Origin of the sequence: Flavobacterium nitrogenifigens (assembly GCF_003254565.1) — a bacterium.
In the GTDB taxonomy this organism is placed as follows: Bacteria; Bacteroidota; Bacteroidia; order Flavobacteriales; family Flavobacteriaceae; genus Flavobacterium; species Flavobacterium nitrogenifigens.
Window position 1 is genome coordinate 14,140 of sequence record NZ_QJRI01000176.1, and the last position, 12,456, is coordinate 26,595.

General features: G+C 32.7%; 16 protein-coding genes. 2 read left to right on the forward strand and 14 right to left on the reverse strand.

The window, feature by feature from the left end; genetic code table 11:
- Positions 1-143 precede the first annotated feature (143 nt).
- From DM397_RS13345 to DM397_RS13385, 9 genes are all read right to left on the reverse strand, one after another.
- A complete protein-coding gene (locus DM397_RS13345; protein ID WP_239457852.1) occupies positions 144-509 on the reverse strand; it encodes a hypothetical protein in 366 nt (121 codons plus the stop codon).
- Positions 510-725: 216 nt separating this feature from the next.
- Positions 726-1,658 carry a transglutaminase gene (locus DM397_RS13350; RefSeq protein WP_111378018.1) on the reverse strand — a complete coding sequence of 311 codons (933 nt, stop codon included), beginning with the start codon at positions 1,656-1,658 and terminating at the stop codon, positions 726-728.
- 19 nt (positions 1,659-1,677) lie between these two features.
- A complete protein-coding gene (locus DM397_RS13355; protein WP_111378019.1) occupies positions 1,678-2,529 on the reverse strand; it encodes a substrate-binding domain-containing protein in 852 nt (283 codons plus the stop codon).
- Positions 2,530-2,773: 244 nt separating this feature from the next.
- Complete coding sequence (locus tag DM397_RS13360) at positions 2,774-3,250, reverse strand: DUF4265 domain-containing protein (protein WP_111369106.1); 477 nt, start codon at positions 3,248-3,250, stop codon at positions 2,774-2,776.
- Positions 3,250-3,642 carry a VOC family protein gene (locus DM397_RS13365; protein WP_111378020.1) on the reverse strand — a complete coding sequence of 131 codons (393 nt, stop codon included), beginning with the start codon at positions 3,640-3,642 and terminating at the stop codon, positions 3,250-3,252. The genes DM397_RS13360 and DM397_RS13365 overlap by 1 nt, the downstream gene beginning before the upstream one ends.
- Before the next feature lie 3 nt (positions 3,643-3,645).
- Positions 3,646-4,086, reverse strand: a complete 441-nt coding sequence (locus DM397_RS13370; RefSeq protein WP_111378021.1) for a DinB family protein — start codon at positions 4,084-4,086, stop codon at positions 3,646-3,648.
- 11 nt (positions 4,087-4,097) lie between these two features.
- Positions 4,098-4,967, reverse strand: a complete 870-nt coding sequence (locus DM397_RS13375; protein ID WP_111378022.1) for a nucleoside phosphorylase — start codon at positions 4,965-4,967, stop codon at positions 4,098-4,100.
- A gap of 127 nt (positions 4,968-5,094) precedes the next feature.
- Positions 5,095-5,427 (reverse strand): translation initiation factor, encoded by a 333-nt coding sequence (locus DM397_RS13380; RefSeq protein WP_008464140.1) that lies wholly within the window; start codon positions 5,425-5,427, stop codon positions 5,095-5,097.
- A 113-nt stretch (positions 5,428-5,540) separates the two neighbouring features.
- On the reverse strand, positions 5,541-6,491 hold the full coding sequence (locus DM397_RS13385; protein ID WP_111378023.1) for an isopenicillin N synthase family dioxygenase: 951 nt from the start codon (positions 6,489-6,491) through the stop codon (positions 5,541-5,543).
- A 189-nt stretch (positions 6,492-6,680) separates the two neighbouring features.
- Between DM397_RS13385 and DM397_RS13390 the strand changes: the two genes are divergently transcribed.
- Positions 6,681-8,657, forward strand: coding sequence for an alpha-ketoacid dehydrogenase subunit alpha/beta (locus DM397_RS13390; protein WP_111378024.1), 1,977 nt, complete (start codon positions 6,681-6,683; stop codon positions 8,655-8,657).
- Positions 8,658-8,804: 147 nt separating this feature from the next.
- On the opposite strand, the gene DM397_RS24110 is transcribed toward DM397_RS13390, so the two are convergent.
- From DM397_RS24110 to DM397_RS13415, 5 genes are all read right to left on the reverse strand, one after another.
- Positions 8,805-8,927: a hypothetical protein gene (locus tag DM397_RS24110; RefSeq protein ID WP_260677856.1), complete on the reverse strand. Its 123-nt coding sequence runs from the start codon at positions 8,925-8,927 to the stop codon at positions 8,805-8,807.
- Positions 8,928-9,161: 234 nt separating this feature from the next.
- Entirely contained in the window at positions 9,162-10,133 is a 972-nt protein-coding gene (locus tag DM397_RS13400) for a quinone oxidoreductase family protein (RefSeq protein WP_111378025.1), read from the reverse strand.
- Between the two features lie 125 nt (positions 10,134-10,258).
- A complete protein-coding gene (locus DM397_RS13405; RefSeq protein ID WP_111378026.1) occupies positions 10,259-10,834 on the reverse strand; it encodes a Crp/Fnr family transcriptional regulator in 576 nt (191 codons plus the stop codon).
- Positions 10,835-10,861: 27 nt separating this feature from the next.
- Positions 10,862-11,329, reverse strand: a complete 468-nt coding sequence (locus DM397_RS13410) for a hypothetical protein (protein WP_111378027.1) — start codon at positions 11,327-11,329, stop codon at positions 10,862-10,864.
- Between the two features lie 5 nt (positions 11,330-11,334).
- The gene (locus tag DM397_RS13415) at positions 11,335-11,742 is read right to left on the reverse strand and encodes a hypothetical protein (RefSeq protein ID WP_008464130.1); all 408 of its coding nucleotides are present in this window, start codon (positions 11,740-11,742) and stop codon (positions 11,335-11,337) included.
- 81 nt (positions 11,743-11,823) lie between these two features.
- On the opposite strand from DM397_RS13415, the gene DM397_RS13420 reads away from it, so the two are divergent.
- The gene (locus tag DM397_RS13420; RefSeq protein ID WP_111378028.1) at positions 11,824-12,243 is read left to right on the forward strand and encodes a hypothetical protein; all 420 of its coding nucleotides are present in this window, start codon (positions 11,824-11,826) and stop codon (positions 12,241-12,243) included.
- Positions 12,244-12,456: the final 213 nt, after the last annotated feature.

Sequence of the window (12,456 nt, forward strand, 5' to 3'; positions counted from 1 at the left end):
CCTGAAAGAAATTATTTTTCACATACGTAATACTTATTTTAAGAGGAGCAAAGATATTTATTTTAGTTCTAAAAATCAAAAAACCATTCTTAACGATGGAAAAGAATGGTTTTTTAGCATTGAATTACGTTGTAATTCTATATTTAAATTTTACTAAATGTCAGTTTGGCTTCTTTAGTATCCAGAATTAATTGATCTTCTGTTATTGTGCTCACACATTCATAAGGTGTACCAACTTCATCTTTTATAACAAGTTTTTTGCCTTTTTGTGTTAACGCGTAAGTTCCGTCGGTAATTTCACGAAGCAAGTATCCAGTAACATGGCCATCTTCTGTAAAAGTAAGCATCCCGTTGGCTAAAATCGCATTTTTTGTAGAATCAGAAACAGCTTCTTTGGGTTCTACTGCAGTAACTTTCCATGAATTCACAAGCTTGTCTCTTTTAAGATGGCATGAAACTATTACGACAGCAATTGCAATTACGAGGGTAAATAATTTAGAGTTTTTCATGATTTTGTGATTAAAAGTTAAACAGGAAAAAGTTACAAAAAAAAATGACATTAAAATATTCGCACTCAAATATTTATAAAGATTTTTTTTACTTATTAAATTAAACTGCTTTTAATACAAAAAGCCCCTATTTACGAGACTTTAGCTGATAACCAAATATTTAGAAATTAACTCTTCAAATAGTCAAAATTGGTTAAACAGTCTTTTTGAGGCACATTAATTAAGGGTTAAAGCTCCTAAAATTTCTTCATACATAAACGGTCCGCCAGGATAAGTTGCTGTATAATCTAAGTTCATCCATACTTGACCACGCTCATCTATGTGATAGTGCAATTTTTTTCCGTAGCTTTCCTTTACAAAAAGCACGTTTTTAATTAAATAATTGACTTTTTCCAAATCAATCATAGAACCAATTAAGATTTCAGGATAGATATGCCCTTTGGTGTGAATTAGTCTAGGTGTGCCGCCAATAGAACGTACAGCGGCAGCCATTAAAATAGAATGATCATCGCAATCGCCAGAGAAATATTCTAAAGATTCGCTGGCGGTTGCAATATAATCACCGTCTTTCGGATCGTTTACATAATTCCATCTGCCGTTTATTTCTTTAAAAACAGCAAAACACTGAATTATAGTTCGATAATCTGAATACCCTCTAATGCCTTTAAAATGCTTTGAAGTTGCCATAATAGCAAAATTTCGCACTTTCGGATTCTGGTATTCTATAGCATTGAGAATCTTTGTTTTATTTGGAAACGGAAGTAGTTTTGCCACAATAATATCCTGCGGATATGGATTATCAGACATGGTATAAATCATAGAATTATAATCTTCTGAGATTTCGTTAAAACCATAATTTCCGATCACAGATCCATAGAATAGAATCAATAAATAAACTGCAACGCACAGGATAATAATTGTTCTCAGATACATCAGAAGAAAAAATACAGCTGCAAAAACAAAAATAAAGATGAATATACGATCTAGATTGAATGCCCATTCTAGATCGATCAAATTTTGATGCAGTATGATGAAAATCGGAATCGTAATCAAAAGACTTAAAATCGAAATAATAATCCTGTCCCACGGTGATTTCACCTGTAGTTTGGATTTTAATTGCGGTAAGTCAATTTTAGGGAATTTCATCATACGAATCAAAAAGCAGTATTTACAATGCTTTTACTGTTTCTACAAAAATACTTTTTTTATCAATAATTCCCAGATCAAATAATTGATTTTGAATTTTATTAAAAGATTTTTCTGTCAAATTTTTCTGTGACCACTGAGTCAATTTTAGCCATTCTTTAATATCTTCTGCTTTTTGATTAAATAGCTTAGATAATTTCTTGTCTATTTCTGGAATCTCTTTAAAATCAACAGTTGTCTTGTTGATTATTTTAAGAATCGTTTCTACTGTTTTAGGATTCTTTTTCAAGAATTCATCTCGTCCTACAATAATAAATGAAGGCCAAGGAGTAGGGCAGTCGTCAATGCGTCTAAAAATGCCTTTATCTACAAGCGGTTTGGTCATAAAACGTTCCCACATAAAATAATCAGCTTTTTTATTGGTCAAAGCATCTACAGCGCCATCAATTGTATTCACAATCTCAAATTCAAGATCATCCATTTCCCAGCCTTGCTCATTTGCATTTACATAAGCCATTAATTGTGATCCTGAACCGATTCTCGAAATTGCTGCTTTTTTGTTTTTAAGGTCTTTTAGTGATTTAAAATCAGATTTTGCATCAACGTGAATTCCCCAAATTAAAGGAGATTGCACATAAACCTGAACTATCTTGCTCGGATTACCAGCTGCAATATCTTTAAGAATTCCTTCGGTTAGAATAACAGCCAAATCTGTTTCTCCGTCACGAAGCATTTGACACATCTTCCCGGTTCCTTCGGGAACATTTGTCCATTTTAAGTCGATGTTCTCTTCTTCAAATTCGCCGTTTTCAATGCATAGATGCCACGGCAAATTGAAGTGTTCCGGAACACCCGCAATTTTGACAGTTTTCATTTATTTTAAGTTTAAGTTAAGTTGCTTGGTATGCGTATGCGTAATTGTATTGTTAAGTTTGGTTAGTTATATCTGTTAATCAAAATTATTTTAACACATAGAAATATAGCTTTTTTAAAATTAAAAAAAAGACGTTTCACTAATTTCAGTAAACATAGCTATGAGTTAAAGCTTGCTTTTTCTAAAATCTTAAACAGATTCAATAAAAACCTATGTTTCTATGTGTTTAAATTAAATTTTAGCATTAGTTTTTTAATAAATCTGCCCTATGTTTTTCTGAAAGACAAGGCTCAGCAAATTCTATAATTTCTTTAGATTCATATTCATTGAGAAGACTTCTTACTAACGAATAATCTATATCTTTAGCTATTTCTGCTGCAAAAAAAGTTTCGTTCAATCCTTCAGACAGGCAATTAAGCGCTTTTAATTTTTCTCTGATGATTTCCTTGTCAAATCCTTTTTCTAGAACAGCCACCTGAATAATCGAATTTCCAGAATTTTGAATCGTTTTTCTATGCATAAAACGTTCTTCTGTTTCGTCATATTCGGCATAAAAAATGTCATCTGTAGCAATCAAAGGACCAAAAAATGGAATATTATCCAGTTTGAAAAGCCCTTTTTCCAGATCAATAATTTCTGCCCACATAGTTTCTGACACAACTTCGTCTAGATAATCACTATAGTATTTAAATAATATTTTCTTATGAGTTTCCTGTTCCATTATTCAATTTCGCTAATTACAGCTTTTAAGGGAGATATTACGATTCTATAACCATCTGGATCCTGAATCATTTTTCCGTTTTCATTCCAAAAAGGATTCAGCGATGGTATAACTGTAATATTGTGCTGCGTTAATTTATGTACTAATTTATCGTAATCCACAATAGTTTTTGGGTATAAGACCATAACATCGTCTTCATCAAAAGTATGTTTTGCCACAACTTGGGATTGAGTAAACTCAAAATGCCACTCTAAACCAGGTTTTCCGATAAAAACACCATCATAATTGTTATGATGTTCAAATCCGCCCAATCGTTCAAATCCGAGCACATCAACATAAAAATTTTCAATTCTTTCTAAATCATTCGTATGTCTGGCTACTCTCAAAAACATAATTTATGCTCTTATTTGATTAATATGATGTTCTAAATGTTCAACATAATCGGTCATTAAAAACCTTAAATCAATTACAGATTCGTCGGCCAAAATGATTTTATAATCTAAAGCTTTTTCATCAACAGACTTCATCAATCTCACCATCTGCTTGTTTATTGAATACCACAACTGAGTAAGCTCCTGAATATCTATTTTCTGATATTGATTTAAATTTACTAAATCTGTTTGGTTATAAGGTCTATGGTGATATGGCTTTTCTGCATAATTAATCTCAGTAAAACGTACTAGATTGTGAATTGCAGAATCTACCAAGTGCCCTAAAATCTCTTTTTTAGACCATTTACCAGGATTTTTAACTTCTAAAACTTCGTTCTGTATTGTTGGAATGTAATTTACATTTTCATCCAATAACTTTTCAAATTTAAGAATAGCGTTTTGCATAAATAATCAGATTAATTGCCTGCTAATTTATTCAACGTATAAGCAATCAGTTCGTCAACAGATTTGTACGGATCTGCACTGAAAGTTCCAGAAGCACGGTTAGCAATAATAGCGTTCAGCGATAAAGCATTATGGCCTAAAAGAGCTGAAAGTCCGTAAATTGCCGCAGTTTCCATTTCTAAATTAGTGATTTTAGTTTCGTTAAAACTAAAATTATCCATTTTATTGTTTAATTCTTCGTCTTGAATATTTAGACGCAAAACTCTTCCCTGCGGTCCGTAAAATCCTCCAGCAGTTGCTGTAATCCCTTTAAAAATTCGGTCTGATTCAATTAATTTTTCTAGTTTTTCTGAACACTGCGTAACATAAGGTTTTCCTTTTTTAGGATCCCAATTGGTATGTTTTACAAATGCATCCTCAATTTCTGTAATCGAAACATTGTCGATCAAGTAGGAGCGAAGCATATTGTCTAATCCTAAACCAAACTTAGACATTACAAAACTATCAACTGGAATATCTTCCTGCAATGAACCCGAAGTTCCAATTCTGATAATATTCAAAGAAGTTAATTTCTCTTTTGGCTGACGTGTTCTAAGATCGATATTTACTAAAGCATCTAATTCGTTTAGTACAATATCAATATTATCAGGGCCAATTCCTGTAGAAACTACCGAAATTCTTTTACCTTTATAAATACCGGTTTGGGTTTTAAACTCTCTCTTTTGAGCAGAATGTTCGATTGAGTCGAAAAACTGAGTGATTTTTTCTACTCTGTTTTGGTCACCAACAAAGATAATGTCGTGTGCTATATGTTCAGGACGAAGGTTTAAATGGTAAACGCTTCCGTCAGGATTTAATATTAATTCTGAAGATTGTATCATTTCTGTTTAAGTTGCTAAGTTTCTAAGGTGTTAAGATTTGAGTTTTTTTGTTTCAAGTTTCAAGTTTCAAGTTTCACGTTATATGCAGAACTTGAAACTTTAAACATGAAACTTTTAAACAAATTAATTATCCACCTACACGTTTGGTTTTGAATCCTTTTTCTTTTAGGATTGCCATTATTTTATCTCGGTAATCGCCTTGAATTATAATCGAATCGTCTTTAAAAGTTCCGCCAACACTTAATTTGGTTTTGATTTCTTTGGCTAAGATTTTAAAATCTTCATCAGAACCTTCGTAACCTTCAATAATAGTGGTTGGTTTTCCTTTTCTTTTTTCAAATTTGCAAATCATAGGTTCCTTCTGAACATAAAGAACGTGTTCTTGTTCTTCAACTTGTTCAGGCTCATTTGATTCAACATGATCTGGAAACAGATTCTTTAATTGGTCTTTTAAGTCCATATTTTTCTTATTCTAAAAATAAATTTTCAAGCATAAAGATATCTAAAAATTAAATTCCAAACCCCAAGAAAAACTTGGAATTTGGAATTTTTATATCTAGAAAATATTTAAGTTTATTTTTTGATTAAACCTAATTCTACTAAACGTTCATACAAGAACTCTCCAGCTGTAATATCTTCGTATTTCTTTGGATTTTCTTCATCAATACAATTTTCAAGACAATCCAAACGCATATCGCTTACTGGGTGCATGAAAAACGGAATTGAATAGCGTGAAGTTCCCCACAACTCTCTTGGCGGATTTACCACTTGGTGAATTGTAGATTTCAATTTATTGTTGGTATGTCTAGACAACATATCACCAACATTGATTACCAATTCGTCATCTTCTGCAATGGCATCAATCCAGTCGCCATTATGATTTTGAACTTGCAATCCTCTTCCTTGAGCTCCCATCAACAATGTGATCAAGTTGATATCACCATGAGCCGCTGCACGAATTGCATTTTCTGGCTCTGAAGTAATAGGAGGGTAGTGGATAGGTCTTAAAATTGAGTTTCCTTCTTTTGCATAGTTATCAAAATAAAACTCATCTAGACCTAAATGTAAAGCCAAAGCTCTTAATACATAAACACCTGTTTTCTCCAATTTTTGGTATGCATCTTTACCAACCACATTAAAACGTGGTAATTCAGTAACTTCCACATTGTCTGGGTATTCAGAAGCCCATCTTGAAGCTGCGTCTACGTATTGGCCAAAATGCCAAAATTCTTTTAAATCTCCTTCTTTGCGTCCTTTAGCATGTTCTTTTCCAAAAGAAACATAACCTCTTTGTCCGCCGATTCCAGGAATTTCATATTTATGCTTAGTTTCTATTGGCAAGGCGAAAAAGTTTCTAATTTCACCATAAAGTTCGTCTACCAACTGATCATCAAGAAAATGACCTTTTAAGGCTACGAAGCCAATGTTTTCAAATGCACTGCCGATTTCATTTACAAATTTTTGTTTACGTTTCGGGTCGTCCGAAAGGAAATCACGTAAGTCTACACTAGGAATGTTTTGCATACTTTACATTTTTTATTTTAAAGAAGAAAGGTGTCATAAGTACCTTTCGCTAACAAAGGTAGATAATATTTTAGAAAATAATCTTAAGCTCAGGCATTAAAAGCAAATTTCTGATTAAAATTTTATTTAGTATTCTAATAAAACAGCAGCAATTTGTTATATTTGAAACACTAAAAAACAAAAAAATACATGATCTTTTACCGCCAAAACCTGACTGACGCGCAATTATTAGATTTATACAAAAAAATACTAAAACCACGATTGATCGAAGAAAAGATGCTTATCTTGATTCGACAAGGAAAAGTCTCCAAATGGTTCTCTGGAATAGGACAAGAAGCCATAGCTGTTGGTGTAACCGCTGTTTTAGACCAATCTGAATATGTGCTTCCAATGCATCGAAACCTTGGTGTATTTACGACTAGAGAAATTCCGTTACATCGTTTGTTTTCGCAATGGCAGGGAAAAGCAAATGGTTTTACAAAAGGCCGCGATAGAAGTTTTCACTTTGGAACTCAAGAATATAATATCATTGGAATGATTTCGCATTTGGGGCCGCAGTTAGGAATTGCTGACGGAATCGCCCTTGCGAATAAACTTCAAGACAATAAAAAAATTACCGCTGTTTTTACTGGTGAAGGCGCTACAAGTGAAGGCGATTTTCACGAAGCTCTAAATATTGCAGCTGTTTGGAAACTGCCTGTAATGTTTATTATAGAAAATAATGGTTACGGACTTTCTACACCAACCAATGAGCAATATGCCTGTGAAAATCTTGCAGACAAAGGAATTGGTTACGGAATTGAGAGCTGGATTATTGACGGAAATAATATTGTAGAAATTTATAATAAACTGTCTCAGCTAAAGAAAGAAATGCAGGAAGATCCACGTCCTATTTTATTGGAGTTTAAAACTTTTAGAATGCGTGGGCATGAAGAGGCAAGTGGCACAAAATATGTTCCGCAAGAATTAATGGATCAATGGGAACTTAGAGATCCCGTTACGAATTATAGAAAATATTTAACTGAAAACGGAATTCTAACCGCTGAATTAGATGAACAATTTCATACCGAAATTAAACACGAAATAGATGAAAACTGGGCAATAGCCAATGCCGAACCAGAAATAAAACCAACTTATAGCGGAGAATTAAATGATGTTTACAAAGAATATCAATATGAGGAATATAGCCATAATTCAGATTCAGAGAATATTCGTTTTATAGATGCTATTCGAAATAGTCTGGAACAATCTATGTGGCGCCATAAAAATCTTGTAATCATGGGACAGGATATCGCCGAATACGGTGGTGCTTTTAAAATTACAGAAAGTTTTGTTGATGCTTTTGGAAAAGACAGAATACGCAATACGCCAATCTGCGAAAGCGCTGTAATTTCGACAGGAATGGGACTTTCTATTAATGGGTATAAAGCAATTGTAGAAATGCAATTCGCTGATTTTGTTTCGTCTGGATTTAATCCGATTGTGAATCTTTTGGCTAAATCTCATTATCGCTGGGGCGAAAAAGCCGATATTGTCGTTCGTATGCCTTGCGGCGGAGGAACTCAGGCTGGGCCATTTCACTCTCAGACCAATGAAGCTTGGTTTACTAAAACTCCAGGTTTAAAAGTAGTTTATCCAGCATTTCCGTATGATGCAAAAGGACTTTTGAATACTGCAATTAACGACCCAAATCCTGTTTTATTCTTCGAACATAAATTATTATATCGCAGTATTTATCAAGATGTTCCAAAAGACTATTATACTATTCCTTTAGGTAAAGCGGCTTTGGTAAAAGAAGGAAAATCGGTAACGATTATTGCTTTTGGAGCTACTGTTCATTGGGCTTTAGACACTTTAGCGCAACATCCAGAAATTAATGCTGATTTGATTGATTTAAGAACTTTACAGCCTCTTGATACAGAAACGATTTTTGCTTCGGTTAAAAAAACTGGAAAAGCTATAATCTACCAAGAAGACACCCTATTTGGCGGAATTGCAAGTGATATTTCGGCTTTAATTATGGAAAATTGCTTCGAATATCTAGATGCTCCTGTAAAACGTGTAGCGAGTTTAGATTCGCCAATTCCGTTTACAAAAGCGCTTGAAGATCAGTTTTTACCAAAAAACAGATTTGAGCAAGCTTTGAAAGAGTTACTAGAATATTAAAAATATAAACACATAGAAACATAGCTTCTTGGAATCTATAAAAGGCGTTTCACTTGTTTAAATACACATAGCTATGTGTGAGAAACTAGTTTCTTTTATTTACCTTTTTAAGAAGCGATAAACTATGTTTCTATGTGTTCAAAAATTTTAGATTACCACAACTAAACGCTTTCCGTCAGGAACTTCTGCATTCCACATTTTTTCTATATCGGATAGATTTACTGTTTCAATATTTACTTTTAGTATATTTTTTGAAGCTAAAAGAAACATTTCAGGCAGTATTTCAGAAAATAATAAGATCAGTTTTTACCAAAGAATAGATTCGAGCAAGCTTTGAAAGAGTTACTAGAATATTAAAAATATAAACACATAGAAACATAGCTTCTTGGAATCTATAAAAGGCGTTTCACTTGTTTAAATACACATAGCTATGTGTGAGAAACTAGTTTCTTTTATTTACCTTTTTAAGAAGCGATAAACTATGTTTCTATGTGTTCAAAAATTTTAGATTACCACAACTAAACGCTTTCCGTCAGGAACTTCCGCATTCCACATTTTTTCTATATCGGATAGATTTACTGTTTCAATATTTACTTTTAGTATATTTTTTGAAGCCAAAAGAAACATTTCGGGCAGAATTACAGAAAATAATAATTTGACTTCTTCTTTTGTCCAGCTTCCTAATCCTGAACCCGATAATTGAAGATCTACACTTCGTAAAATCTGAGCTGATAATTGAATGGTATCTCCAGACATAGAACCTACAGAAACATATCGAGTTTTATGCGTAAAGTCTCCATTTCCTTTTAAAACTGAAAAGATAAGTTCTGCCGAATGTCCCCACAAGTAATCAATTACAATATCAATTGGAGTATTTTTATGGATTTCTCTTAGTTGGGAAACAAAAGATTCATCATCTTGTTTTAGAGAAACAATTTCATCGGCACCTAATTCTAAAAGGCTTTCTAGCGCTTTTTCGTTTCTTCCTGTAACAATTATTTTCTCTGCTCCATAATGTTTTGCAATTTGAACGGCCATTTGTCCCGTAAAACCAGTTGCACCATTTATTAAAACTGTTTCTCCCGGTTTTATTCCCGCTCTAAAACGAAGAGCCATTGCCGAACCTGCAACTGCATTTGGCATCGCTGCGGCTGTTGCATCTTCGATTCCGTCTGGCAATACAACCATTCTGTTTTCCTCTACTAAAGCCTTCTCGGCAATCGTTCCAGAAATTCCGCGGACGTAAACTCTTGTTCCATTTTCTAAAACTCCAATTCCGTCGCTTCCTACAATAAATCCGTTTTGATTTTCTTTTTCTGAAGAATAATGATCTCCGCTTGCAATTCCTTTATCCAAATTCGTAATAGCTACTGCTTTTACCGAAACCAAAATTTCGTTTTCATTGGATGCAATTGGCTCTTCAAATTCTGCATATTTTGGAGATTCTCCTTTTTTATAAACTACTGCTGCTTTCATAATTATTAAATTTTATGAAGCAAAATTAGACAGCCGTTTATGGGCAGACGATAACATTTGTTATCAAATTTTTCTTTAAATCATATAAGTTATATAAGTCAATTTAAGTTTGACTAAAAAGTCAATTATTCTTTACTTAATAGTTTACTTTTTAGTCTGCTTAGATGCACAGTTGTTATTCCTAAATAAGAAGCGATATAATGTTGCGGAACACGCAATATGATTTGAGGCCTTTCTTTAATTAAATTAGAATAACGCTCTACAGGGGAATCTTTTATAAACGAAACGAAATATTTCATATAATCAAAAGTACGCTCAAAAAGCTTATTAATGAGACTATCTCTCAATTCAGGGATCTCTTTGATTTCTTCTAGAATTTTATCCAGATCATTTTTATGAATCCACCACAAAACTGAAGGCTCAATCGTTTCAATATTGGTCGGACTCGGAAGTTTCTTCATGAAACTTTCGATAGAAGCAACGCTCTCATTTTCAAAAAAGAATTGCGTAGTGAGATCTTTTCCGTTATTGTTAAACCAAACCCGAATACAGCCTTTTTCTATGATATAAAGTTTTTTTGAAACTTCACCTTCTTCTAAAAGGGTTGTTTTAGCAGGAACTTCAATTCGGTTAAAATAACTGATATATTCCCTCCATTTTTCGTCGGTTAAAGGAAATTTATTTCGGAATTGGTTGAACATTGATTTATTCTAAAATTTTAAATTGTTTTAATCAGAACTATATCCTGCTTCTGTTGCTAAAATATGAAAGAGTACTAGATTTAAAAATTCTAGGTTTTCATCATTTATACTTAAAAATATCTTTGGATTTGAAACCCAACTTTTCTGTTTTAATTGAGAAATTCTAGTTTCTTTAAAATAGTAGGAAAAATTCCCATCTATAGCGATAAAATAATCTTGTTTTGTATACAATCTTTTGTCAGTATCAAAAACTATTCTCGTGTCTGTTATTTCTACTATTTCCTCCTTAACCAATTCATTTTGAAATAAAATCTTATAAGAAGATTTTATTAGAGTCATTTTATATTTCACCTCTAAAAGCAAAATATCATCATGATTGTAAATTTCTGTAACCCTATTTGTCCAGTTGGATTTTACCTTAGAATAAAATAACAATTCATTATTTTTATAAACGTATAAACTTCGTTTTTTATCTTGAAGAATTTCTATTTCCATTAAAATCACTTAGAATCCGATTCCACCTCAAACAACTGCACCTGATTTTTCAATCGGTCAATCAACAAATTCATCATACGTTTATTCAAATCAGAAGAATTCTTAATATAGGTATTGTATTCGTCAACTGTAAAAAGCGCCATTACAATTCCTTTTAATGAATTTCTGAATTTAATGTCTTTTTGAATGGAATTTTCGATGGTCTGAAGTTTCTTTTCAACCGAATAAGAATAAAAATCAGGTTTATTTTTGTTTACGTAATTAATAAAAACGGCAATGAACAAGTCGTTTTGCAATTTTAAAATAGGCCTGATGGTCTGGTTTTGAAAGATCTCATCTGCTGAAGATTGAGCACTTACGGTTCCTAAAGTTTCGCCTCTGAATTCTTTTAAAAAGGTGTCTCTATCTTCCATGGTATTTGTTTTAAGTTTTTCTTAAAGTTAAAGAAATAATCCCACAGTAAAAACCTATTTTTGTTTTTCTAAAAATAAATTATGCGATTATTTCTGTTTTTATGCTTATTACTAGCTTCTTGCAATTCTAAAGAAGATAAAGAAAAATACAATCGTCAATTATATCGTGCTGTAAATAATAAAGATACGGCAGTTCTTGATATTCATATAAATGACAAACGTTTTTATGGACGTTATGAAATCAATCATTACGGAACTGGAAAAGATTCTGGGGATGTTAGAGGTGATTTAAGAGGCGATACACTGAGAGGCGATTATCATTATATTTCTTTCGGCGGAGCTTGGAAAAGAGTTCCTTTAGCGCTTTTAAAGAAAGACGACAAACTTTATTTAGGAAAAGGAGTAATTGGAACTTATTTTAATCTTCCTTGCTACGTTCCAGAAGTTCCAATTGAATATCAAAATCCTGAGTTTCTTTTTGAGAAAATAGAGAAGGAGTGAGGGTTTGTTTCAAGTTTCAAGTTTCAAGTTTCAAGTTTCAAGTTGAATGGCTTGTGTGTTTTACCGCAATCCCGATAGCTATCGGGAGCAAGTTTTTTTGATATACTAAACCTATAAAAACGCAAAGTTCGCAAAGCTTTATGTAAAAACTTTGCGAACCTTGCGTAAATCTTAGCGTACTTTGCGGTTAAATATGCACACGCTATATCAACT

What these genes read in the sequence shown, in the direction of transcription:
- DM397_RS13345 (WP_239457852.1), bottom strand. Translation starts at nt 509, where the DNA reads ATGAAAAACTCTAAATTATTTACCCTCGTAATTGCAATTGCTGTCGTA.
- DM397_RS13350 (WP_111378018.1), bottom strand. Translation starts at nt 1,658, where the DNA reads ATGATGAAATTCCCTAAAATTGACTTACCGCAATTAAAATCCAAACTA.
- DM397_RS13355 (WP_111378019.1), bottom strand. Translation starts at nt 2,529, where the DNA reads ATGAAAACTGTCAAAATTGCGGGTGTTCCGGAACACTTCAATTTGCCG.
- DM397_RS13360 (WP_111369106.1), bottom strand. Translation starts at nt 3,250, where the DNA reads ATGGAACAGGAAACTCATAAGAAAATATTATTTAAATACTATAGTGAT.
- DM397_RS13365 (WP_111378020.1), bottom strand. Translation starts at nt 3,642, where the DNA reads ATGTTTTTGAGAGTAGCCAGACATACGAATGATTTAGAAAGAATTGAA.
- DM397_RS13370 (WP_111378021.1), bottom strand. Translation starts at nt 4,086, where the DNA reads ATGCAAAACGCTATTCTTAAATTTGAAAAGTTATTGGATGAAAATGTA.
- DM397_RS13375 (WP_111378022.1), bottom strand. Translation starts at nt 4,967, where the DNA reads ATGATACAATCTTCAGAATTAATATTAAATCCTGACGGAAGCGTTTAC.
- DM397_RS13380 (WP_008464140.1), bottom strand. Translation starts at nt 5,427, where the DNA reads ATGGACTTAAAAGACCAATTAAAGAATCTGTTTCCAGATCATGTTGAA.
- DM397_RS13385 (WP_111378023.1), bottom strand. Translation starts at nt 6,491, where the DNA reads ATGCAAAACATTCCTAGTGTAGACTTACGTGATTTCCTTTCGGACGAC.
- DM397_RS13390 (WP_111378024.1), top strand. Translation starts at nt 6,681, where the DNA reads ATGATCTTTTACCGCCAAAACCTGACTGACGCGCAATTATTAGATTTA.
- DM397_RS24110 (WP_260677856.1), bottom strand. Translation starts at nt 8,927, where the DNA reads ATGTTTCTTTTAGCTTCAAAAAATATACTAAAAGTAAATATTGAAACA.
- DM397_RS13400 (WP_111378025.1), bottom strand. Translation starts at nt 10,133, where the DNA reads ATGAAAGCAGCAGTAGTTTATAAAAAAGGAGAATCTCCAAAATATGCA.
- DM397_RS13405 (WP_111378026.1), bottom strand. Translation starts at nt 10,834, where the DNA reads ATGTTCAACCAATTCCGAAATAAATTTCCTTTAACCGACGAAAAATGG.
- DM397_RS13410 (WP_111378027.1), bottom strand. Translation starts at nt 11,329, where the DNA reads ATGGAAATAGAAATTCTTCAAGATAAAAAACGAAGTTTATACGTTTAT.
- DM397_RS13415 (WP_008464130.1), bottom strand. Translation starts at nt 11,742, where the DNA reads ATGGAAGATAGAGACACCTTTTTAAAAGAATTCAGAGGCGAAACTTTA.
- DM397_RS13420 (WP_111378028.1), top strand. Translation starts at nt 11,824, where the DNA reads ATGCGATTATTTCTGTTTTTATGCTTATTACTAGCTTCTTGCAATTCT.